This window comes from uncultured Sphingomonas sp. (assembly GCF_964244235.1).
Taxonomy (GTDB): domain Bacteria; phylum Pseudomonadota; class Alphaproteobacteria; order Sphingomonadales; family Sphingomonadaceae; genus Sphingomonas.
Genome location: NZ_CAXTII010000042.1, coordinates 1 through 23,522, shown reverse-complemented (window position 1 = coordinate 23,522; position 23,522 = coordinate 1). Strand labels below are relative to the sequence as shown.

General features: G+C 65.8%; 19 protein-coding genes and 1 tRNA gene. 10 read left to right on the top strand and 10 right to left on the bottom strand.

Annotation, left to right across the window (positions count from 1 at the left end):
- The 3 genes from ACFE7D_RS08705 to mtgA all read left to right on the top strand — a co-directional run.
- Nucleotides 1-501 (top strand): sigma factor-like helix-turn-helix DNA-binding protein (locus ACFE7D_RS08705; RefSeq protein WP_375395030.1); only part of this gene is annotated, 501 nt, incomplete at its 5' end.
- A gap of 1 nt (nucleotide 502) precedes the next feature.
- A complete protein-coding gene (locus tag ACFE7D_RS08700; protein ID WP_375395029.1) occupies nucleotides 503-1,810 on the top strand; it encodes a flavin monoamine oxidase family protein in 1,308 nt (435 codons plus the stop codon).
- A gap of 436 nt (nucleotides 1,811-2,246) precedes the next feature.
- On the top strand, nucleotides 2,247-2,921 hold the full coding sequence (gene mtgA / locus ACFE7D_RS08695; protein WP_375395028.1) for a monofunctional biosynthetic peptidoglycan transglycosylase: 675 nt from the start codon (nucleotides 2,247-2,249) through the stop codon (nucleotides 2,919-2,921).
- Between the two features lie 639 nt (nucleotides 2,922-3,560).
- Here mtgA and recG read toward each other — a convergent pair.
- Nucleotides 3,561-5,627 carry an ATP-dependent DNA helicase RecG gene (gene recG, locus ACFE7D_RS08690; protein WP_375395027.1) on the bottom strand — a complete coding sequence of 689 codons (2,067 nt, stop codon included), beginning with the start codon at nucleotides 5,625-5,627 and terminating at the stop codon, nucleotides 3,561-3,563.
- A 71-nt stretch (nucleotides 5,628-5,698) separates the two neighbouring features.
- Here recG and ACFE7D_RS08685 point away from each other — a divergent pair, with 71 nt between their 5' ends.
- Together ACFE7D_RS08685 and mfd are read left to right on the top strand one after the other, a co-directional pair.
- Complete coding sequence (locus ACFE7D_RS08685; protein ID WP_375395026.1) at nucleotides 5,699-5,965, top strand: succinate dehydrogenase assembly factor 2; 267 nt, start codon at nucleotides 5,699-5,701, stop codon at nucleotides 5,963-5,965.
- Between the two features lie 141 nt (nucleotides 5,966-6,106).
- A complete protein-coding gene (gene mfd / locus ACFE7D_RS08680; RefSeq protein ID WP_375395025.1) occupies nucleotides 6,107-9,670 on the top strand; it encodes a transcription-repair coupling factor in 3,564 nt (1,187 codons plus the stop codon).
- Between the two features lie 167 nt (nucleotides 9,671-9,837).
- On the opposite strand, the gene ACFE7D_RS08675 is transcribed toward mfd, so the two are convergent.
- Together ACFE7D_RS08675 and ACFE7D_RS08670 are read right to left on the bottom strand one after the other, a co-directional pair.
- A complete protein-coding gene (locus ACFE7D_RS08675) occupies nucleotides 9,838-10,263 on the bottom strand; it encodes a YybH family protein (RefSeq protein WP_375395031.1) in 426 nt (141 codons plus the stop codon).
- 2 nt (nucleotides 10,264-10,265) lie between these two features.
- The gene (locus tag ACFE7D_RS08670) at nucleotides 10,266-11,954 is read right to left on the bottom strand and encodes a putative bifunctional diguanylate cyclase/phosphodiesterase (RefSeq protein WP_375395024.1); all 1,689 of its coding nucleotides are present in this window, start codon (nucleotides 11,952-11,954) and stop codon (nucleotides 10,266-10,268) included.
- 83 nt (nucleotides 11,955-12,037) lie between these two features.
- Here ACFE7D_RS08670 and moaA point away from each other — a divergent pair, with 83 nt between their 5' ends.
- The 5 genes from moaA to ACFE7D_RS08645 all read left to right on the top strand — a co-directional run bounded on the left by moaA (nucleotide 12,038) and on the right by ACFE7D_RS08645 (nucleotide 15,278).
- Nucleotides 12,038-13,075 carry a GTP 3',8-cyclase MoaA gene (moaA, locus tag ACFE7D_RS08665; RefSeq protein ID WP_375395023.1) on the top strand — a complete coding sequence of 346 codons (1,038 nt, stop codon included), beginning with the start codon at nucleotides 12,038-12,040 and terminating at the stop codon, nucleotides 13,073-13,075.
- Nucleotides 13,076-13,097: 22 nt separating this feature from the next.
- The gene (locus ACFE7D_RS08660) at nucleotides 13,098-13,877 is read left to right on the top strand and encodes an NAD kinase (protein ID WP_375395022.1); all 780 of its coding nucleotides are present in this window, start codon (nucleotides 13,098-13,100) and stop codon (nucleotides 13,875-13,877) included.
- 120 nt (nucleotides 13,878-13,997) lie between these two features.
- Nucleotides 13,998-14,072, top strand: a tRNA-Asn gene (locus ACFE7D_RS08655).
- Between the two features lie 27 nt (nucleotides 14,073-14,099).
- Nucleotides 14,100-14,519, top strand: coding sequence for a secondary thiamine-phosphate synthase enzyme YjbQ (locus ACFE7D_RS08650; RefSeq protein WP_375395021.1), 420 nt, complete (start codon nucleotides 14,100-14,102; stop codon nucleotides 14,517-14,519).
- 153 nt (nucleotides 14,520-14,672) lie between these two features.
- Entirely contained in the window at nucleotides 14,673-15,278 is a 606-nt protein-coding gene (locus ACFE7D_RS08645) for a hypothetical protein (protein WP_375395020.1), read from the top strand.
- 41 nt (nucleotides 15,279-15,319) lie between these two features.
- Here the strand turns inward: ACFE7D_RS08645 and ACFE7D_RS08640 are convergent, their stop codons facing one another.
- The 7 genes from ACFE7D_RS08640 to ACFE7D_RS08610 all read right to left on the bottom strand — a co-directional run.
- The gene (locus ACFE7D_RS08640) at nucleotides 15,320-15,709 is read right to left on the bottom strand and encodes a response regulator (protein WP_375395019.1); all 390 of its coding nucleotides are present in this window, start codon (nucleotides 15,707-15,709) and stop codon (nucleotides 15,320-15,322) included.
- Between the two features lie 66 nt (nucleotides 15,710-15,775).
- Nucleotides 15,776-18,190 (bottom strand): ATP-binding protein, encoded by a 2,415-nt coding sequence (locus ACFE7D_RS08635; protein WP_375395018.1) that lies wholly within the window; start codon nucleotides 18,188-18,190, stop codon nucleotides 15,776-15,778.
- Nucleotides 18,191-18,222: 32 nt separating this feature from the next.
- Complete coding sequence (locus ACFE7D_RS08630; protein WP_375395017.1) at nucleotides 18,223-19,443, bottom strand: EAL domain-containing protein; 1,221 nt, start codon at nucleotides 19,441-19,443, stop codon at nucleotides 18,223-18,225.
- 154 nt (nucleotides 19,444-19,597) lie between these two features.
- Nucleotides 19,598-19,921, bottom strand: a complete 324-nt coding sequence (locus tag ACFE7D_RS08625) for a hypothetical protein (protein WP_375395016.1) — start codon at nucleotides 19,919-19,921, stop codon at nucleotides 19,598-19,600.
- Nucleotides 19,922-19,985: 64 nt separating this feature from the next.
- Complete coding sequence (locus ACFE7D_RS08620) at nucleotides 19,986-21,479, bottom strand: efflux transporter outer membrane subunit (RefSeq protein WP_375395015.1); 1,494 nt, start codon at nucleotides 21,477-21,479, stop codon at nucleotides 19,986-19,988.
- The gene (locus tag ACFE7D_RS08615; RefSeq protein ID WP_375395014.1) at nucleotides 21,476-23,071 is read right to left on the bottom strand and encodes a DHA2 family efflux MFS transporter permease subunit; all 1,596 of its coding nucleotides are present in this window, start codon (nucleotides 23,069-23,071) and stop codon (nucleotides 21,476-21,478) included. The genes ACFE7D_RS08620 and ACFE7D_RS08615 overlap by 4 nt, the downstream gene beginning before the upstream one ends.
- Before the next feature lies 1 nt (nucleotide 23,072).
- Nucleotides 23,073-23,522 (bottom strand): efflux RND transporter periplasmic adaptor subunit (locus ACFE7D_RS08610; RefSeq protein WP_375395013.1); only part of this gene is annotated, 450 nt, incomplete at its 5' end.

Genomic DNA, 23,522 nt, shown 5'->3' with positions numbered 1-23,522 from the left:
GCGCAGAAGAAGCTGTTCTTCAACCTGCGCCGGATGAAGTCGAAGCTCGACGCGTTCGAGGACGGCGACCTGCGCCCCGAACATGTCGCGAAGATTGCGACCGATCTCGGCGTGACCGAGGACGAAGTGACCAGCATGAACCGCCGCATGGCGATGGGCGGCGATACCTCGCTGAACGTGCCGATGCGCGAGGATGGCGAGGGCCAGTGGCAGGATTGGCTGCAGGACGATGCGCCGTTGCAGGACAAGATCGTCGCCGACGAGCAGGAAGCGAACGTCCGCCATTCGATGCTGGTCGATGCGATGGACGACCTGAACGACCGCGAGAAGCACATCCTGACCGAGCGGCGGCTGACCGACGATCCCAAGACGCTGGAGGAACTGTCGCAGGTCTACAACGTGTCGCGCGAGCGGGTGCGCCAGATCGAGGTACGCGCGTTCGAGAAGCTGCAAAAGGCGATGATGCGCATCGCCGGCGAGAAGCGGCTGATCGCGGCGTAATATGGTCGGCACCGTCGTCATCGGCGGCGGTGCTGCGGGTATTGCCGCGGCGCGGGCGTTGCACGACGCCGGCGGGGATGTGTTGCTGGTCGAGGCGAAGGACCGGCTTGGCGGGCGGGCGCATAGCGTTTCCCTGTCCGAGCCACCCCGGCGAAGGCCGGGGTCCAGTTGGGCAAACGCAGCAACTGACACGCAACCTTGCCCACCTGGGCCCCGGCCTTCGCCGGGGAACATGACCGTCGATCTGGGCTGCGGCTGGCTCCACTCCGCCAAACGCAACCCCTGGACGCACATTGCGGAAACCACCGGCTTCACCGTCGACCGCTCCGCCGCCAACTGGCGCACGCAGTGGCGCGACCTCGGCTTCCCGCCCACGGACCAGAAGGCCGCACACGCCGCCTTCGCGGGGTGGAGCGAAGCGGCGCTGGCCGCAGTCGACGGCCCCGACCGGCCGTTGTCCGACTTCCTCGCCGCGGAAGATCCCTGGCGACCGATGATCGAATCGATCTCCGGCTACGCCAACGGCGCCCCGCTGGCACAGGTCTCGCTTCACGACTGGGCCGCGTACGAGAACGCGTCGACCGAGGACAATTGGGCGGTCCGCGAAGGCTATGGCACGCTGGTCGCAGCGCAGGCGGCGGGCGTGCCTGTCCGGCTCGGCACCCCCGTGACAAAGATCGATCATCGCGGTCGATGGCTGCGAGTGGAAACGGTGGCGGGCGTCATCGAGACCGACCGGATCGTCATGGCGCTGCCGACGACCGCCTATGAAACATTGGTCTTCGACCCGCCCCTCCCCGCCAAGCAGGACGCCGCCGCCGCGCTGCCGCTGGGGCTGGCGGACAAGGCGTTCGTCCTCGTCGATCGTCCCGAATGGCCGATGGGCGCGCATCTGACCGGCAACCCGCACAGCCACTGCACCGCCAGCCACCGCCTTTCCCCGTTCGGCCTGCCGGTGATCGAAAGCTTCTTCGGCGGCGATTGCGCCGAGGCGCTGGAGGACGAAGGCGCGGCGACTGCGTTTGCAATCGACGAACTGGTGGCGCTGCTGGGCAGCGACTGGCGGCCCCGGCTGACCCCGGCGGGCGCGAGCCGATGGCGGCAAGAACCCTTCATCCACGGCAGCTATTCGCACGCGCGGATCGGCCAGGCGCACCAGCGACAGGTGCTGGCCGAACCGGTGGACGACCGCATCTTCTTCGCAGGCGAGGCGTGCCACCCGACCGACTTCTCGACGGCGCACGGCGCGTACGAAACGGGGATCGCGGCGGCTGGGGCGATTTTGGCGGGGGTGCGGACGCACGCCTGACCCCCTTCGTCACCTCGGGCTCGTGCCGGGGTCCAGGGCCACAAGCCGAACGTGTGCGGCTCTGGATGCCAGGACAAGCCCGGCATGACGAAACCTTGCGATCAGCGCCCCCCCAACCGTCACCCCGGGCTTGACCCGGGGCCCCGCTTCTTCAGCGGACGAGCAGAAGCGGGACCCCGGCTCAAGGCCGGGGTGACGGGCGGGTGCGCAGCGGCGGCGATCCTTTCGCCCATGGCGACGCCCGCCCGCCCCCTCCCCCACCCCGGCGAAGGCCGGGGTCCAGTCGGGGGGACAGTCGCGACGATGCGATGCGTTTCCTCACTGCCGCTTTCCCAACTGGGCCCCGGCCTTCGCCGGGGTGGGTGAAAGGGGGATGTCCGGTGCGACAGATCAAGAGCCGTTCCAATCTCCCGCCGTCTTGCTCTAGGATCACCCCATGATCCGCGCCCTCCGCATCCTCCTGAAAGCCATCCTCGGCTTCGTACTCGTCACCGTCCTCTGGGTCGGCCTCTACCGCTTCGTCCCGCCGCCCTTCACCTTCACGATGCTGGGCGATGTGATCGCCGGCCACGGCGTGACGAAAACCTGGATGCCGCTATCGAAGATGGACCCCGACATGCCCCGCGCCGCGATCGCGGGCGAGGATTCGCGCTTCTGTTCGCACCACGGCTTCGACTGGCACGCGCTGGCGGGCGCGACGGTGCGCAATGCGGAGGGCGGGCGCATCCGCGGTGGCTCCACGATCAGCCAGCAGACCGCGAAGAACGCGTTCCTGTTCCAGGGCGGCGGCTATGTCCGGAAAGGTTTCGAGGCGTATTTCACCGTCCTGATCGAGGCGCTGTGGGGCAAGCGCCGGATCATGGAGGTCTATCTCAACATCGCCGAGACCGGCATCGGCACCTACGGCGCGAATGCGGGTGCGATGCGGTATTTCGGGCACGACGCGTCCAACCTGACGCCGACGGAGGCCGGCCGCATCGCCGCCGTCCTGCCGCTGCCCAAGAAGCGCGCCGCGATCGACCCGCATGGGTTCGTGCGGCGGCATGGGGATACGCTAGCGCAGCGGGTGGGGACGGTGCGGGGCGATGGGTTGGATGGGTGTTTGCGGTAAAGGACAAGTCTTTCGTTCAATTGCACTATTGCAACGCAAAAGCTGCCTCCATAGCATCTACGAATATAACGGAGGGCCATGAAAATGCGGTCGCGAGATTTGACGGCTTTCATTCTCTTTGCGACGTTGCTGATTAACGGCTGCCAAAAGTCGCCCGATGTGAACCAAAATCGTGATCTTTCGACGAGGAGTTCTAGCCGTTCACCCGACACAACTTGTCTTAAAGGACTCCCGTCTACTTCGGCCGAACAAGCGGCCGCGAGTGCGGTTAACCGTCACGATACAAGGCTCTACCGATACCTCCAAATAGGTGGTGAGGCTGGTGACACGTACCTTGTTGCTGGTTATGAAGCATGTAGCGGACGAGCGCTGGAGGTTCCCGGTCACTCGCCATTTTACAACTCCTCGGTTGTTTGGTCGGACGCCGATTACAAGCGTGACACGATCGAGTTGCTCGATCGAGGTAAAGAGCGGGATTATGGTCCTATGGATCAGCCTTGTATTGATTGCGTCGCACCGTTGAGCGCTTGTGGGAAGCAAAGAGTGGCATATGGGGCTCGCTACAACCGCGAGCTATTCCGGCTAAAGGGCCGAGCATATCGGCCCTATTGTTCAAAATGATTGAACCGATCACCCCCCTCACCCCGACCTGAGCAACGCCACCCCAGCATCCCGCTCGAACAGATACAGCAACACCCGCGCCGCCTGCCCGCGCTCCGCCGCCAACCCGCCATCGCGGTCCACCAGCAACCGCGCGTCGTCGTGCGCACACTCAAGCAGGTCGGCCATCATCTCCGGCGTCGCCAGCCGGAACGCCATCTCGCCCGACTGCCGCGTCCCCAGCATCTCGCCAGCACCGCGCAGCCGCAGATCCTCCTCGGCGATGCGGAAGCCGTCATTCGTCTCGCGCATCAACGCCAGCCGCGCGCGCGACGTCTCGCTGAGCGCCGAACCACGCACCAGCAGACACACCGACCGCCCCCCGCCCCGCCCGACACGCCCGCGCAACTGGTGGAGCTGCGCCAGGCCGAAGCGGTTGGCATGCTCGATCACGATCAGCGTAGCATTGGGGACATCGACGCCCACCTCGATCACCGTCGTCGCGACCAGCACGCCGAGCGTCCCCGCGGAGAACGCCGCCATCACCGCGTCCTTCTCCGCCGGCTTCATCCGCCCGTGCACCAGCCCGACCCGCTCCCCGAACCGCGCCCGCAGCGTTTCCGCGCGCATCTCCGCCGCGGCGAGGTCGCTCTTCTCGCTCTCCTCGACCAGCGGACACACCCAATAAGCCTGGCCACCCTGCCCTTCATTGGCATCCGCCAGATGCCGGCCAAGCGCGTTGACCACATCGTCCAACCGATCCTCGGAAATGACCCTCGTTTCAATGGGTTGCCGACCCGGCGGCATCTCGTCCAAGCGGCTGACATCCATCTCGCCATATTGCGCCAGCGTCAGCGTGCGCGGGATCGGCGTCGCGGTCATCGCGAGCAGGTGCGGCGGCCGGATCGCCTTGGCCTGCAGCATCATCCGCTCCGCCACGCCGAACCGGTGCTGCTCGTCCACCACCACCAAAGCGAGGTCGCGATACCCCACCGCCTCCTGGAAGATCGCGTGCGTTCCGATGAGGATATCGATCGCCCCCGACGCCAGCGCCATCAGCGTCGCCTCCCGCACCCGCCCCTTGTCGCGCCCAGTCAGCACCGCGATCTCGACCGGCAGCCCGGTGAGCAACGATCGCAGCGTCTCGTAATGCTGCCGCGCGAGAATCTCGGTCGGCGCGAGCATCGCCCCCTGCGCGCCCGCCTCCACCGCGATCAGCAGCGCCATCGCCGCGACGAGCGTCTTGCCCGATCCGACATCGCCCTGCAGCAGCCGCAGCATCGGCGCCTCCTGCGCCAGATCGCCCTCGATCTCGCGGATCGTCCGCGCCTGCGCACCCGTCGGCGTGTACGGCAGATCGAGCATGTCGCGCAGCCGCCCATCGCCCGCCAGCGCACGCCCGCGCCGCTTGCGCGTGTCGGCGCGGACCAATGTCATCGCCAGCTGGTTGGCGAACACCTCGTCATAGGCCAGCCGCTCGCGCGCCTTCGCGTCCGCCGGGTCGGCATGGATCCGCTCCAGCGCCGCGCGCCAATCGGGCCAGCCGCGATGCGCCTTCAGCCCGGGTTCGATCCATTCGGGCAGCACCGGCGCGCGGGCGATCGCCTGCGCGGCGAAGGCGGCGAGCCGACGCGATGTCAGCCCCTCGGACAGCGGATAGATCGCCTCGCGCCCGGAGAAATCCTCGTCCGGCTCGCCGAGTTCGGGGTGGACGATCTGGAGTTCCTGCCCGTAGCGGTCGAGCCGACCCGACACCCGCTTCGCCTCCCCGGCGGGCAGCAGCTTCTTCGCATAGCCCGACGAGCCGCCGAAATAGAGCAGCCCGACATGATTGCCCTTCGCGTCATAGGCATTGACCCGCGTCGGCCCGCGGCCCGTGCTCGAGCGGTAGTCGCGCGGAGTCAGCGTGATCGCGATCGTCCGGCCGACGTCGGCTTCGTCGAGTTCGTCGCGCGGGACGCGGTCGATGAAGCCGGTCGGGAGATGGAATGCGGCATCGACCACGCGCGCGAGCCCCAGCCGTTCGAGCGGCTTGGCGATCGCGGCCCCCACGCCCTTCAGCGAGGTGATCTCTGCGAACAGCGGATTGAGGATATCGGGGCGCATGACTACATGAACGCTATAGCCCAGCCGACGGCCGCCGCCAGCGTCCGCCGGTCAATCGGCGTTGGAGCATCATGGATCACGAAACCCGCCTGAAACGCATCCGCTTCCGCAGCTGGCATCGCGGCACGAAGGAAGCCGACATGATGATCGGTGGTTTCTTCGACACCCATGGTACGTCCTGGAACGCGGCCGAACTCGACTGGTTCGAGGCGCTGCTGGAGGAACAGGACGTCGACATCATGGGCTGGGCGATCGGATCGATCGCGTGTCCGCCCGAGTGGGACGGGCCGATGATGCATGCGATGCGGTCGATCGATTACGTGACCGTGGCGGAATGAATTAGCCCCTCCCTTTCAAGGGAGGGGTTGGGGTGGGTGGCGACCTGACGTCACTGATGCCCCGGCCGCTACCGCTGCCGTATCACCCGGACGCGACCCACCCCCAGCCCCTCCCTTGAAAGGGAGGGGAGTGAGAAGTGAATGCCCGACCTCAAGACGATCCTGACCGCCAAGACCCCGCTGACCCTCGCGGGCGTGCCCACCGGATTCCTGCCGTCATTGCTGGCGGACCTCGCCCGCGCCGCACCGTCACGCGCGGTGTTCATCGCGCCCGACGACGCCGCGATGCGGGCGATCGCGGCGACGGCGGCGTTCTTCGCGCCCGATCTGGAGATCGTGCAATTCTCCGCCTGGGATTGCCTGCCCTACGACCGCGCCTCACCGACGCTCAGGATCATGGCGGAGCGGATCGGCGCGCTGCATCGGTTGCAGGCCAAGGCCAAGGGACCGCAACTCGTCCTGACCACCGTCAACGCCGCGACGCAGCGCGTGCTGACGCCGTTCCGCATCCGCCAGCTGGTCGCCTCGCTCGCGCCGGGCGAGCGGATCGGGCGCGACGATCTGGCCACGCTGCTCCAGGCGAACGGCTATGTCCGCACCGATACCGTCCACGAACAGGGCGAATATGCGGTGCGCGGCGGGCTGGTCGATCTGCATCCGTCGGGCGAGGAGCAGGCGCTGCGGCTCGACTTCTTCGGCGACGAGATCGAGAGCGTGCGGACGTTCGATCCGCAGGATCAGCGCACGACGGGGCGGATCGACGGGTTCACATTGCTCCCCGCGTCGGAGGCGTTGCTGGACGGCGAGTCGATCAAGCGGTTCCGCAGCCGGTATCGCGAAAGCTTCGGCGCGACCGCGACGGGCGATCCGATCTATCAGGCGGTGTCCGATGGGCGGCGGCAGGCGGGGATGGAGCATTGGCTGCCGCTGTTCGAGGAGAAGCTGGCGACGCTGTTCGATCACCTCGGAAAAGAGGCGATCGTCGTTCACGACGCGGGGGTCGCGCAAGCGGCCGAGGGACGGCTGGAGGCGATCGCCGATTATTTCGAGAATCGTAGGCGGGCCGAGGCTTCGCAGCCGGGAAGTTATCGACCACTTCCCGCTAAAGCGCTGTATATGAGCGCAAAAGAATGGACCCAGGCGCTGACGGACGTGTGGTCGCACACCGCGACCCCGTTCCATGAGCCCGAAAGCGCGACGGTGCTGGATTTCGGCATCGACGGTCCCCGCGATTTCGGGCCGGAGCGCAACAGCGGGGTAAATATCTACGAGGCGGTGGTCGAGCATCTCGACGCGCTTCGCAAGGACGGCCGCAAGCCGATCCTCGCCAGCTATTCCGCCGGATCGCGCGAGCGGCTGGCGGGGTTGCTGAAGGACCACGGCCTGCACGGCGCTGCGTTGGTGGATACGTGGCAGGAAGCGCTGGGCGTTTCTTCCCCCCTCCCGCTTGCGGGAGGGGTCGGGGTTGGGCGCTCCCCCTCCGCAAAGGCATCCCGCGGTGAGAGCGAGCGCCCACCCCCGGCCCCTCCCGCGAGCGGGAGGGGAGCGCAGGTGGCCCTTGTCGTCCTGCCGCTCGATCACGGCTTCACCGCGCCGGGGATTGCGGTGCTGACCGAACAGGACATGCTCGGCGACCGGCTCGTCCGGCGGCGCAAGCGCAGGAAGTCGGCGGATGCGTTCCTCGCCGAACTGGCCACGCTGACCCCGGGCGATCTGGTCGTCCATATGGATCACGGCATCGGCCGCTATCAGGGGCTGACGTCGATCCCGGTCGGCAAGAGCCCGCACGACTGCGTCGCGGTGGAATATGCCGGCGGCGACAAGCTGTTCGTGCCGGTCGAAAATCTCGAAGTGCTGTCGCGCTACGGATCGGGCGAGGACGGCGCGTCGCTCGACCGGCTGGGCGGCGAGGCGTGGCAGCGGCGCAAGTCGAAGATGAAGGAGCGCATCCGCGAGATCGCGGGTGACCTGATCGCGGTCGCCGCCGAACGCGCGGTCCGGCCGGGCGACGTACTGGAACGCGACTCGAGCGGCTATCCCAGCTTCGTCGACCGTTTTCCGTACGAGGAAACCGACGACCAGGATCGCGCGATCGACGATGTCATGGCGGACCTGGCGGCGGGCAAGCCGATGGACCGGCTGATCGTCGGCGATGTCGGCTTCGGCAAGACCGAGGTCGCGCTGCGGGCCGCGTTCGTCGCGGCGCTGGCGGGCAAGCAGGTGGCGGTCGTCTGCCCGACCACGCTCCTCGCGCGGCAGCATTTCAACAACTTCGTCGCGCGGTTCGAAGGCTTCCCGATCGAGATCGGCCGCCTGTCGCGGCTCGTCACCGCGGCGGAGGCGAAGCGGACGCGCGACGGGCTGGCGGACGGGACGATCGACGTCGTCATCGGCACGCACGCGATCCTGGCGAAGTCGATCGATTTCAAGCGGCTCGGGCTGGTCGTGGTCGACGAGGAACAGCGGTTCGGCGTGACGCACAAGGAGCGGCTGAAGACGCTGCGCGCCGACGTCCATATGCTGACGCTGACCGCGACGCCGATCCCGCGGACGTTGCAGATGGCGATGTCGGGCATCCGCGAATTGTCGGTGATCCAGACCCCGCCGGTCGATCGCCTGGCGGTGCGCACCTATGTCATGCCCTGGGACCCGGTCGTCCTGCGCGAGGCGTTGCTGCGCGAACATTATCGCGGCGGGCAGAGCTTCGTCGTCGTGCCGCGGATCGCGGACCTTCCCGAGATCGAGGACTATCTGCGCGAGGCGGTGCCCGAGATCCGCTACGTCGTCGCGCACGGCCAGATGAGCCCGACCGAAGTCGAGGAACGGATGAGCGCGTTCTACGACAAGAAGTTCGAGGTGCTGCTGTCGACCACGATCGTCGAAAGCGGGCTCGACATACCCAGCGCCAACACGATGATCGTCCACCGCGCCGACCGGTTCGGCCTGGCGCAACTCTACCAGCTGCGCGGCCGCGTCGGGCGATCGAAGACGCGCGCCTACGCCTATCTGGTCACCCCGCCCGACCGGCAGATGACCGAGACCGCGGAGAAGCGGCTGAAGGTGCTGAGCGATCTCGATTCGCTGGGTGCGGGGTTCCAGCTGGCGAGCCACGATCTCGACATCCGCGGTGCGGGCAATCTGCTGGGCGACGAACAGTCGGGGCATATCCGGGAGGTCGGCTACGAACTCTACCAGTCGATGCTGGAAGAGGCGATCATGGACGCGAAGGCGGGCGGCATCCGCAACGCCCCGCGCGATTTCAGCCCGCAGATCACCGTCGATGCACCGATCCTGATCCCGGAGGAGTATGTCCCCGATCTCGACCTGCGCATGGGGCTGTACCGCCGCCTCAACGAACTCGACGCGGCAAGCGAGATCGAGGCGTTCGCCGCCGAGCTGATCGACCGTTTCGGTGCGTTGCCCGACGCGACCGAGAACCTGATCCGAGTCATCGAGATCAAGCTGGCGTCGAAGCGGGCATGCATCGCGAAGATGGATGTCGGACCGAAGGGCGTGCTGGTCGGCTTCCACGACGACAAGCCGCCCAATGTCGAGGGGCTGCTGGCCTATGTCGCGCGTCTGGATGGTCTGGCGAAGCTGCGACCCGACAGCAAGCTGGTGCTGCAACGCGCCTGGCCCGACGCGAAGGCGCGGCTTCACGGCGCGCTGCAGCTGGCGAAAGGGCTCGCGAAGGCGGCGGGGTAGTTTTCCTCCGCGACCGTCATGCCGGGCTTGTCCCGGCATCCAGAGCCGCGGGCGGCGCGCACTCCCCGTCACCCCGGCCTTGCGCGGGGTCCGTCGTGCCGCGCAATCAATGGCCGGTGAACATGCGGCACGATGGATCCCGGGACGAGCCCGGGATGACGTTAGTTTCAGCTGCTGTGATCCGAAATAATCTTCCACCCTTGGGGTCGCTGCTCGAAGACCAGCGTCGTCATCCCCTGCTCGGCCGCTTTCGCCGGGTCGGTCGGGGTCAGATGCCAACGCGCGAACAGGATGACATGCGAATCGTCGAGCGGGCGATAGTGGAGCAGATCGAACGACAGCCGACCGCGGCGATTGCCGCCCGCGGCAAAGCCGGGGCGATAATGCGCGGCGATCTCGGCACGGCCATGGATCAACCCGCGCGGCGTCACGAATATCGCGTCGTCGGCGTAGATCGCAACGAACGCATCCAGCTTCCCGGTATTCCATCCCGCCGCGCTGGCGGTCATGGCCCCTCCAATACCGGACTGCCACGCCAGTATTGGCGTCACCGCCATCGTCATCGCCGCCACCGGCAGCAGCACCCAGCGCATCGTCACTCCCCCGCCATCATCGCGACCAGCGCCGCCTCGTCGAGCGGCGGTGCGGTCAGGAAACCCTGGTACAGGTCGCAACCGGCCGCGGCCAGCAACGCACGCTGGTCGGTCGTCTCGACCCCTTCGGCGATCACGCCAAGTCCGAGCGAGCGCGCCATCGTGATGACCCCGCCCACGACCACCCGGTCGCGCGCCGATCCGCCGATGTCGCGGGTCAGCGCGCGGTCGATCTTGAGGTAATCGAGCGGCAATGTCTTCAGATAGGCGAGGCTGGAATAGCCCGTCCCGAAATCGTCGATCGCGACCCGGCATCCCGCCCCCCGCAGCGCCGCCAGAAAGGCGGAAGCCGCGGTCAGGTCCTCCATCAGCCCCGACTCGGTGACTTCGATCGTCAGACGTCCGCGCGGGAAACCGCTGGCGTCCAGGCGCGCGAGGAACAAGGCGGCATAGCCCGGGCGCGCGACATCGGCCGCGGTCAGGTTCACCGAAACGCGCAAGCCCGCCAATGCCTGCGGCCAGCGCGCGGCGCGTGTCAGCACCAGCCGCTGGATATGTTCGGACAGTGCGATCCCCAGGTCGGCACGCTCGGCGGCGGCAAACAGCGCCTCGGCCCCCAGCACGCCGAGCGCACCATGTTCCCATCGCGCCAGCGCCTCGACGCCCGTGATCCGGCCGCTGGCGATCTCCACTTGCGGCTGGAACAGGATGTCGATCTCGCCGCGCTCGATGGCGTGGTGCAGATCGACCGCGAGCGAATCGATCGATGTCGCACCTTCCGCATCGGCAACGTGCATCGTCGCACCGTCGCTCGCCTTCGCGCGAATCAGCGCCATGCTCGCCCGGCGCATCAGGGCCGCGCCGTCGTCCCCCGCATCCGCAAGCGCGACGCCGAGCCGCGATCCAAGCGCGGCGGTCGCGCCTTCGACGATGAAGGGCCGTGCCAGCGCCTCGCCCAGCCGGGCGGCCAGCGCCTCGATCCGATCGGCGGTCGCGTCCTCGACCAGCAGGGCATATTCCGCCGCGCCGATCCGGAGCGTCAGCAGCCCCTCGCCCCCGACGGCACGTGCGGTCGTCGCTATCCGTCGCCCCGCGGCATCGATCAACGCATCGCCGACCGGACGACCATATGCCGCGTTGACGATGTCGAGCCGCGACAGCGAGGCCAGCACCACACCGACCGGCAGACCCGCAGCGATCCGCGCATCGAGCCAGCGGCGGGCATCGCCCGCGTCGCGGTCATAGGTGGGTCCGCCACGCCGTTCGACCTCCGGATCGCCGTCACCGCCTGTGCGTTCGGCATGACGCGCGGCAAACCGGATCGCCGCGCGCAGTTCATTGGCATCGCCTGAGTCGATCAGGAAATGCGTTGCACCCGCGACATAGAAATCAGTGAGCATTTCCGTATCGCCGGGGGCCAGCAGCACCAGCAGCGCGGCCGATCGCGACGCGATCAGGCCGCCCAGACCGCCTGCCGCCTCGAGCGCAAGATCGATCGAACCCCGCGCATCTACGAGCACGACGGACGCGCCGCTGTCGATGAATGCCGTCACCGGGTCGATAGTGCGACGCGGCGCGATCGCCGACCATGCGGGATCGGCGATCCGTGACAGCAGCGCATCCCGATCTCGCCATGCGAGCACGAGCAATGCCGCAGGCGCACTGGTTTTCTTGTCTTTACCCTGCCCCATGACCCGACCGTAGCCGCCACGGCCGCCTGCGCCAATCCCGGCAGGGGGTTGTCGATACGGCGTACGCGTCCTAGCTCGGGCCGGTGACGTTCGCCCCTGTTCCAGACCGCCTTTCGGCGCTCGCGCCTGAGCCCGCGCCGCTCGTCGATGCTCATGGGCGCGCAATCAGCTATCTGCGTATCTCCGTCACCGATCGCTGCGATCTGCGCTGCCGCTACTGCATGGCGGAGGAGATGATTTTCCTGCCGCGGAGCGCCTTGCTGACGCTCGACGAGATGGCAATCGTCGCCGAACGCTTCATCGCGCGCGGCGTGACGAAAATCCGTTTGTCGGGCGGGGAACCGCTGGTGCGCCGCGACGTCGGTGATCTTGTCCGACGGCTGGGGTCTCATGTCGGTACGGGTCTGGACGAGCTGACGATGACGACCAACGGCACGCGGCTGGCGGACCATGCGGAGGCGCTGGTGGATGCGGGCGTTCGCCGGATCAACGTCAGCCTGGATACCCGGGATCCAGGCCGGTTCCGCTTCATCACGCGGCACGGCGACGTCGCGAAGGTCATAGCCGGAATCATGGCGGCACGCGACGCAGGGCTTTGGGTGAAGATCAACATGGTCGCGCTCGCCGGCCTGAACGAAGATGAGATCGGGTCGATGCTGGCCTGGTGCGCGGACGAGGGACTCGACCTGTCGCTGATCGAAACGATGCCGCTGGGTGCGATCGACGAGGACCGGGTCGACCGCTTCCTGCCGCTGACGCGCGTGTTCGACGATCTGGCGGGTCGGTTTCCGCTTGTCCGCGACGGGCAGCGTACCGGGGGGCCGGCGCGCTACTGGCGGGTCGAGGGTACCGAAACGCGCCTCGGCCTGATCTCGCCGCTGACTGCCAATTTCTGCGATGGCTGCAACCGGGTGCGGCTGACGACGGAGGGCCTGCTATATCTCTGTCTGGGACATGACGACCGGATCGACCTGAAGACCGCGTTGCGCGACGGCGGGATCGCCGGGCTGGACGCCGCGATCGACGATGGCCTCGCCGCCAAACCCGCGCGACACGACTTCCGGATCGGCGTCGGCGAGGCACCGGCGGTGGCGCGGCACATGAGCGTCACCGGCGGATGACGCGCTTCGTGCCGGGGGGCGGATGACCGATTATCCGCGGCGCGCTCTCGTCGCATCGCCGACGCCCCCCGCACAGGCCGCGGCGGCCGAGCTGGCGGACGCGGCGGACTGGGTCGATGTCGACGATGCCGATGTCGTTATCGCGCTTGGCGGCGATGGCTTCATGCTGCAGACTCTGCACGCCATGCTGGAACGCCGCAGACCCGCAGTGCCGGTGTTCGGTATGAACCTCGGCACGGTCGGCTTCCTGATGAACGAATGGCGTCGCCACGGCCTCGAAGACCGGCTGTCGCGTGCGAAACCGTTCAAGGTCACGCCCTTGTCCGCGACGATCGAGGGGGCGGACGGGCGCATCCATACGCTGCCCGCGATCAACGAGGTGTCGCTGCTGCGCGAAACGCGGCAGACCGCGCGGCTGGAGGTGACGGTTAACGACCGCATCGTGCTGCCCGATCTCGCGTGCGACGGCCTGCTGGCGGCGACGCCGGCGGGATCGACCGCGTACAACCTGTCCGCACATGGGCCGATCCTGCCACTGGGTTCGGCACTGATCGCGCTGACGCCGATCAGCGCGTTCCGTCCGCGGCGCTGGCGCGGCGCGATCCTGCCCGACAAGACGCGGATCACGATTCGCGTGCTCGACGCCGACAAGCGCCCCGTCTCCGCCGTCGCGGACCAGCGCGAGGTCCGCGACGTCGCGCGGATCGACGTCGCGATGGATCGCGCGCGTGAACTGACGTTGCTGTTCGACCCCGAACACGCGCTGGACGACCGGATCACGATGGAACAGTTCATCGCGTAGGGCGGCCGGCGTCGCCCCCGGGCGACGACCGGCGGCACGGCTTGCGGCGTCGGCCTCGTCCCCCCGCTGCAAGACTTGCATCGCGCTTCCGCGCAGGTATAGGAACCCCCGCACCGGTATTCCCTGATAGCTCAGCGGTAGAGCTCTCGACTGTTAATCGAGTGGCCGTAGGTTCGAATCCTACTCAGGGAGCCAAGCACTTCGCCAGCGCGTTGGGCGCGCATGCGACAAGCCAGCCATATTCTCGCTATCGACGGCACAGGCTCCGGCCTGACCGATATCACCGCGCCGATCGTGCGCTGGTCGGAAGCGCAGGACATGCGCGAGGGGCTGCTGACGATCTTCTGCCGCCACACCTCCGCTTCTCTGATCATCACCGAAAACGCCGCGCACGCGGTGCGCCACGACATCGAGGCGTATTTTGCACGGATCGCACCCGAGGATGCCAACGCTTATGTGCACGACGACGAGGGCCCCGACGACATGCCCGCACATCTGCGCACTGCACTGACGGGTGTGAACCTGTCGGTTCCCCTGATCGATGGCACGCTCACGCTCGGCACATGGCAGGGCATCTTCCTGTTCGAACACCGCCGACGGCCGCATCGGCGCAGCATCGCGCTCCACTTGATGGGTGCCTGACATAGTGCAGTCCCACGGCATTCGGGGACGCTCTACCATCGCCCGAGGAGCGATGAATAATCGTTCACGGAGCCAAGTCGTTCATCGGTCGTTCCATATCTCGTAGCCAATACGGAACCATCCACCGCATTGGTGCCCGGACGGAGATCACACATGGCTTTCTCAATCGGTCGCAAGATCATGTTCGCCGCGCTTGCGTCGAGCACGCTGACGGTCGCGGGTTGCGCGACCGAAACCACATTCCGCCCTGCGACCGGGCGGGGCTTCGAACGCCAGGGCTATAGCGATCGGCAGATCGAGCCCGGCCGCTTCCTCGTCAGCTTCGCAGGCAACAGCGTGACGTCGCGCGACACGGTCGAGCGCTATCTGTTCTTTCGCGCGGCGCAGCTGACGCTCGAACAGGGCTTCGATTATTTCGTGATGGCCGACCGCGATACGAAACTGCAATCGCGGACCTACACCACGCCCGGCGTGGGTGGCCCGTGGGGCTATGGCGGCTTCGGTGGCTATTGGGGCCCGTCGTGGAATTTCTACGGCCGCGGTTATGGCTGGCGTCGTTTCGGCGGCGGGTTAGGTTATGGCGGATTCGGCGGCTTTGGCGGGTTCGGCAACGATTTCGACGTGCAGACGATCGACCGCTTCCAGGCGACCGCGGAGATCGTGATGCGCCGCGGCGTTATTCCCCAGGGCGATATCCGTGCGTTCAATGCACACAAGGTCGTCGCAACGATTGGTCCTAGCGTCGTTCTGCCGAAGTAGGTCTGTCGGCGGCATCTCCGGGTGCCACCGATTGTTCGAGTTCAGACGATCGTCCCGCCATCGGCGGCACGCGCCAGGATTCGCCCCATCGCGTCGAACAGTGCGTCCATCGCAACCGGTTTGAACAACACCTCGTCCGCCCCCGCCGCCAGACACCGATCGCGAAGGTCCAGCGCGGCATCAGCGGTCACGACGATGATCGGCACGCCGGCCTTCGTGTCGGTGCGCGCGCGGATATGGCCGATCGCGGTCAGTCCGTCCATCCCGGGCATCCGCAGATCGACCAGAAGCACCGCGTAATCATTCTGATCGAGCAGCCGCAGCCCCTCCTCCGCGCTGTTCGCTTCCGTCATGGTCGCGCCGGCAACGTCCAGCATGTCCTTCACGACCCGCCGGTTCATCCGATCGTCTTCAATGAAAAGTACGTTCATATCCGTTGCTTTTCATTGCTGACGGTAGGCGATCCATAGAGTATCATATGAGTGAGCGCTATCACGTCATGCTGCACGTGAAACGACATGCTCGATCGCCGGCTTCGAAGAACCGAACAACTGATCGACCAGCGCCGATCCGCTGACCGGCTTCGCAATGAGAAGGTCGATTCCCGTAGCCATCAGCTCGGCCCGTTCTCGCCCTGCGACGACCGGCCATAACAATGCCGTCTTCGTGCCCTCTGCACGCGCCGCTTCAGCCAGCAGAGCCGTGGCGGCAAGCGGATCGGCTTCGGTGCGAATGGTCGAATCGTCGATCAGCACATGCGCGACCTGGATGCCCAGCAAGCTTTCCCTCGCCTCCGCTGCCGATGACGCAAAGGTGACCGTGCCTGATCGTGGTGCCAGCAGCGCGCGCAGCATCGCCCGGCTGATCGGGTTGCGATCGACGATCAGGATACCCGACCCGCTTTGCCCGATCGTCTCGCTCGCGGTGGATACGAGCGGGCGTACGAGCGGCAGGACGACGCTGAACGTCGATCCTTCGCCCGGAGTGCTGTCGACCGCGATATCGCCGCCCATGGCCCGCGCGAGGTTGCGGCAAATCGCGAGGCCGAGGCCGGTGCCGCCGAACTGGCGCGTCGTACCGGCATCCGCCTGGCGAAAGGATTCGAAGATCTGATCGGTCTTGTCCGCCGGAATGCCGATCCCGGTGTCGGTGATCGCGATCCGGTACCGATCGTCGCCATCGGTTTCGACGACCAGCGCGATGGTACCCGCGGGCGTGAATTTCAGCGCGTTGGACAGCAGGTTGAACACAATCTGCCGGACCCGCGCCGCGTCACCTTCGATCATCTGCGGACAACGGTCGAGATCGCACGAGAATGCGATGCCCTTGGCCATGGCCTGATCGTCCCATAGCCGGGTCGCATCGCGGATCGTCGCGGCCAGGTCGAACGGCGCGCGTTCGATGGTCAGGTTGCCCGTCTCCATCTTCGCGACATCCAGGATGTCATCGACCAGCGCACGCATCGTGATCCCCGCGCTCTGCACGATCCCCAGCCGGTCGCGTGTATCGCCCCCGATCGCCGCATCCGCCAGCATGACCTGCGTCATGCCGAGAATACCGTTCAGCGGCGTTCGGATTTCATGGCTGGTGGTGGCCAGGAACTCGGTCTTCGCCGCCAGCGCCTTGCCGAGCGCGGCGTTGGTCTGCGCCAGATCATCGTTGGCCGCATCGACGCGCAACCGGCTGCGGCGGCTGGTGACGAGGGCGAAGACCAACAGTCCGATGACGACGGCGGTGGCAAAGGCGCCGCCGAGAAACATGTAGCGCTGCGCCTGGGCGTTCGTTCGTTCGTACGCGACCGCCCGCTGGCCCTCGTCGTATTTCAGCTTGGTGATGCGCAGTTCCTGGTTCGCGAAATCGAATCGGGCCGCCATCAATGCGGTACTGGTGGACGTCGCGAGGGTCGTGGCTTCGTCGTCCAGCCGTTTCAGCGCCGCCAGATGGGCCAATGCGAGATCGGGTCGATCAGCCGCCCGATATATTTCATACGCGGTCTGATGGGCCTCGCGGAACGACAACGGCGTGTGCGCGATATCGATGCCGGCAAACGCGCGTGCGATTAACGCCGCGCCTTCCGCCTTCTCGCCCCGTTGAATTGCCGCCTGGGCCATCACCGACAGCATGATCGGCTCGTCAGCCGAACCGGACTTTCTAGCGACCGCCAGGCCTTCTGCGATCGATCGGTCGGCACCGGTTATGTCCCCGAGCAAAAGCTGACAGCGGGCCAAATTACGCCATATTTGCGCCATCAGCGTTTGACTGTTCAGCCTATGCGCGAGTTCCAGCGCCGTACGGAACTGTGCCTCGGCGGCGCGGTATCGGCCCAGTTCTTTCAGAACGATAGCGCGGTTGTTGAAGAGGGAGACCATCAGGATCGGGTCGGCATGGTCTATGTTATTCGCCTGCCCGAAGTATCGCAGGGCACCTTCATAATCCTTGGCCTGTTGATGAAGGTCGGCGATCGTCAGGATCGCGATTATCTGACCGCGGCCCTCGCCGATGGTACGATAGATTTCGAAAGCGCGTTGGTAATCTGCCAGCGCCGCTCCGACATCGGCCAAACCCTGGTGGATCCCACCGCGTGTCAACAACGTATCAGCCTGCAGTTTCGTTCTGGGCGCGATTTGAGCCTCGGTGCGGATCGCCTCATCGATCAATGGCTTCGCATTTGCCAGTTTGTCGAGTCGTACATACGCTTCGCCGCGGAGCCACTGGGTGGTTGCGATGGCGAGTTCCCGCTGCCGAAGATCGGTTATCGCGCCAGCGCGAGCCTTGGCCTGCGTCGCCAACGCCAGTGCATTGACGGGATCGACCAGCATCGCCGCGCGCGCATCCGCAATCTTGGTATCGAACGACGACGATGCATCCTGCGCTGCCGACGGCGTACTCGCCACGCTCGCAACAAGGGCCAAGGCAAGACAGATCATACGCCAGCGCATCCGGCTCAACCGCGCTTCCAGACCGCCGCCATCCGGCCCAACGACGCGCGTGAATCCTCCGCCGTCGCGACGTGCCGGTCATTGTCGAGGAACTCGATCAGCGCCTCGATCGCGATGGGCCGGCTGATCAGGAAGCCCTGGACCATGTCGCAGCCCATGACCGACAGCAGCGCTAGCGCGGAGGGCGTCTCGACCCCCTCGGCCACCACTTCCATGTCCAGCGCGTGCGCGAGATCGATCGTCGAACGCACGATCAGCGGGTCGCGGTTCGAGCTGGTGAGTTGGGTAACGAACAGCTTGTCGATCTTCAGTTCGCTCGCTGGCAGCTGCTTCAGATAGGCGAGCGAGGAAAGCCCCGCGCCGTAATCGTCGATCGCGATCGTGATGCCGATGCCGGCGAAGATCTTCAGATTGGCGATCGCGCTTTCCGGATCGCGGATGACCGACGTCTCGGTGATCTCGAACCCGATCTTTGCGCCGCTCGACTGGATCAACGTGCAGGCCTGACGGACGAAGCGCGCATCGGCCAGCAAGACGCCCGCGATGTTGATGAACACGGTCAGGTCGTGGCCGTGCGCCGCCAGGGTGCGTTGATCGGTGATGACCTTGCGGATTGTCCAGAGCGTCAGCGCGACGATGCCGCGCGATTCCTCCGCGATCGGGATGAAGTCGTTGGGCTGGATAAGCCCGCGTACCGGATGCCGCCACCGTACCAGCGCCTCGACGCTGGCGATCTGCTGCCGACGGACATGGACCTTGGGTTGATAGTGCAGGAACAGTTCGTCGCGCAGGATCGCATGCGACAGGTCGCGCGCCAGCGCGATCCGATCGACCGATTCGGGGGAGCCGGTCACGTCGTGCACGACCGCCACGCGATCGACCTGCGCCGTCGCCAGCGCGCGCTCCGCCGCCTCGATCAGCCGAACGTCGTCGCGCCGCAGGCTGGACGTCGCGGCGGCGCCGATCAGGAGATCGAGCTGTTGATCTTCGCCGTCGATATCGATCGGCCGTTCGAACGCCGCCTCGATCGCCGCGATCGCAGCGGTCAGCGTGACACGGTGCTCGCTGTCGAACGCCATTTCGATGGTGCCGCGCCCGATCGAGATCGCCGTCGCTTCACCTACGAGCTCGCGCAGCGTCGCGGTGACCTCTGCCGCCAATGCATCGATGCGCGCGCGGCCGTGCTGACGTCGCAAGACGGCGAAATTCTCGATATCGACGAGCATGACGAAGCGCCATCCGGTCCTTGGTGGCATCGCAAGCGTCGGCACCGCCAATGCCGGCTTGCTCTCTGTCGGTCCTGCCGCCCCGGAGTGCTGTGAAGCATCGTCGGTCATATCTGCGGCGTACCCCGGCGCGGCTGAAGATATGTTTAAGCTTTCATCCGTAGTCACTGCCGCTCAAGGTTAACGGCGCGGTAAAGACCTTGCCGAAATCCTGAAAAACTGTTAAGTCTCCGACGCATCCAACGTGGTGCACACAAGGGAGAACATCATGCTCAAGTTCATTCTGGCGCTTATCTACGGCGAGAGCATTCGCCCCTGGTAATTTGCTATATGACGGCTCGGAGAGGGCGGTATCCGTTGCAAAATAACGGTTTTCTCTTTCTTCGAGCCATTTTATCGGGCGCGTCCTAGCAAGCCATATTCGATCGACGCGGCCATTCGGGCCATGCTGGAACGATCGTCCCGAATCGGAACTCATCTCGCGCCCCTCACCCAGCCGAATTGTACAAACGATCGGATTGCGACGGACAAGCGTATCCTCCTCAGTCCGCCGGCCGCCCCGGTACCGGCGTTTCCGACCATCCACCGCCGATCGCCTTGAACAGCGCGGCGGTCTTTTGCTGCAACTGGGCATTGCTTTGCGCGAGCTGCTCGCGCGCCGTCAGGACGTCGGTCTGGGCGTTCAGCAAACTGTCCTGCGCGATGAAACCGGCGCGGTATTGCGCCTCGATCGCGGTGGCGCTTTGCTGCTGATCGGCGACCGCGCGCGCCAGCACGATATTCCGGTCGCGTTCGGCCTGTAGCTGGACCAGCGCATCTTCGACGTCCCGCAGCGCGCCCAATACCGTGGATCGGTAATTGACGAGCGCCTGAGTACGATCCTCCCTGCGGCTTTCCACGGTTGCACGACGACGTCCGAAATCGAGCAGCGGGAACTGCGCCATCGCGGTCCCCGTCAGTTGCAGGCTGTTCCCTTCGAACAAGGTTGCGAGCGTGGTCGAAATCAGCTGCGACATCCCCGTCAGCGAGAATTTCGGATACATGTCGGCAACCGCGACACCGATATCCGCATTCGCCGCCGCCAGCTGACGTTCCGCCGCCCGTATATCGGGCCGCCGCCGCAGCAGGTCCGACGGCAAGCCCGCGGGTACCGCCGGCACGGTTAGCGGGACGACCGGCGGCGGTGCCAATTCCGTCGACAATGCCTCCGGCTGAATACCAAGTAGAACACCGATCGCATGGATCTGTACCGCGATATCCGCCTGGATCGGCGCCAGCCTCGCCTGCGTCGCGTTCAACTGGCCGCGTTGCCGGGTGACATTGATGGTCGGCGTGAGCCCGACCGACGCGACGTCACCCGCGATCTGCAACGCCCGGCGCTGCCGCGTGAGTTCGTCGGTTACCACCTGCGCCTGAATCTGGTCGAGACGGAGCGCGAAATAGGCCTGCGCTACGTCGCCAGCCAGCATGACCGCCGCGTCCCGCCGGTTCCATTCGGCCGCCTCGGTCCGTGCGCGTGCCGATTGGATATTGCGGCGGACCCCGCCGAATATGTCGAGTTCCCAGCTCGCGTCGAACCCGACGGCGAAGGTCGTGATGCCGCTGCCCGGCAAGGCGATGCCGGATGCCGACGACGAAGCGCCGCTCCCGCCGGCCGCGCCGCCCCCGCCGCTGAACGCCTTCGCGATCGACGACAGACCAGCATTCTTGCTGAATTGCACGTTCGATACACTGGCATCCGCATTGACTTGCGGCAGCCCTTGCGAACGAGCGACGATGATTTGCAGCCGCGCCTGACGCACGCGCGACGCCGCGATCTGCACGTCCGGATTGCCCTTCAACGCTCGCTGAACAAGGTCCGTTAGCTGGGGATCGCCGAACGCGGTCCACCATGTCGACGGGTCCACCGTCGAACCCGGCGCGACGGGTCCGGCATAAGCCGCAGGGACGCCCGTCTCGGGCTTCGTGTAGTTCGGGCCGACCGTGCAGCCGGTCAGCGCCAGAACGAGCAGCGATACGCAGCGCAGACGTCTCAATGCCCCATCCCCCCTTGTATCTTGCCCGATTTGGCGGGGCGCATCAGCAGCACCAGCGGTGTTACCACCAGAACCACGATCATCAGCGTCCAGAACACCCCGATGAATGCCTGCATGTTCGCCTGGCGCTGTACGGTTTGATATAATACGCCAAGCGTCGTCTGATCGGGCGAACCCGTAAAGGCCAGTCCCGCTTGGCTTAGCCATTGCGTGTAGTTTCCGTTCAAGGGATTCAGCCCCTCGACCAGCCGCGACTGATGGACCTGCTGATACGTCGCGAGCATCGTCTGCCCCGACGATATGCCGAGCGTCCCGCCCAGGTTGCGCGCAACGTTCAGCAGTGCGGAGGCTTGCGCGGTCGATCGCTGTGGTAACCCGACATAGGCGACCGCATTGATCGGCACGAACAGGAACGGTAATGTGATCGCCTGGTAAAGACGCGCTGTCGCCGCATCCCAGAAGGTAATCTCCGCGGTGAAGTGCGACAGGTTCCACAGCGCCGCCGCCTGCACCAGCAAAGCGGAGATGAGGATGATCCGGACGTCGATCTTTCCGGTCAGCACCCCTGCCAAAGGCACCGCGATCAGCGTCGCGGCCCCGCCCGCGGTCAGCGCCAATCCGGCATCGAGCGATGAATAGCCGAGCACCTGCTGCAACATCTGCGGAATAACCTGCGTCGTTCCGAACAGGATCAGCCCGGTGATCATCATAACCAGCAACGTCATGGAGAAATTGATTTTTTTCAGCAGTCGCAGATCGACGATCGGGTCGTCGTGGTTGAGTTCCCAAATCACCAAGGCGACCAGCGACACGCCGGAGATAATTGCGGCGCCCAGGATCATCGGGCTGGAGAACCAGTCCTCGCGCTCGCCCCGATCGCCTACGATCTCCAGGAAACCAAGTCCCAGCGCGACCAGTGCGACCCCGACATAGTCGATACGGATACCGCCCTTCAGCCGCTTGGCGCGGTCCTGCTTGATCGGATCGGGTTCGTCGACGAACGTCTGTACCGCAAGCAACGCAGCAATCCCGACCGGCACGTTGATCAGAAACACCCAGTGCCAGCTATAGAATTCGGTGATGTACCCGCCGAGCGTCGGCCCCAATACGGGGCCCACCACCACCACGATCGCGAAGGCCGAGAAGGCGAGCCCGCGTTTCGCCGGCGGAAAAGTATCTGCCAGCATCGATTGTTCGACCGGCGCCAGCCCGCCGCCACCGATCCCCTGAAACACCCGCGCAAGGACAAGCACCGTCAGATTCGGCGCGATCCCGCAGACGAAGGAGGAGATCGTGAACAACGCAATCGAGATCTGGAAATAGCGTTTCCGCCCGATCGTATCCGACAGCCAACCTGAGATCGGGATGATGATCGCGTTGGCGACGAGGTAGCTGGTGAGCACCCATGTCGCCTCGTCGTTCGAAATGGCAAGGCCGCCCGCTATATATTCGAGGCTGACATTCGCGATCGAGGTGTCGAGCACCTCCATGAATGTCGGGATCGAGATGATGGCGACGATCAGCCACGGATTCAGGCCGCCCGCAACTGACCGGGTCGGATCCCATCCGTCGCTGGGCGCGGCGGCTGCCATGTCAGCGGACCTTTACGGTCGGCACGACCGACATGCCGGGGCCGATCGCATAGTGACGCGGATCGGGGCCGTTCTTGATATCGAACGTGATCCGCACCGGCACGCGCTGTACGACCTTCACGTAATTGCCCGTCGCGTTCTGCGCCGGCAGCAACGAGAAGGCCTGCCCGGCACCGCGCTGGATCGAATCGACATGACCGAGGAATTTCACGTCGGGATAGGCATCCACGGTGATCGCGACACCCTGACCCACGCGCATCAGCGTCAGCTGGGTTTCCTTGAAGTTGGCAGTGATCCACAGATTGTCTGGGATCAGCGCCATCAACTGCGTGCCGGGACCGACATAGGAACCCAGATTGACCGATCGGTTGACGACCTGACCCGCGACCGGGGCCTGCAGCGACAGATTGCCGATCGTCACCTGCGCCTGCTGGGCCGCGGCGCGCCGGGC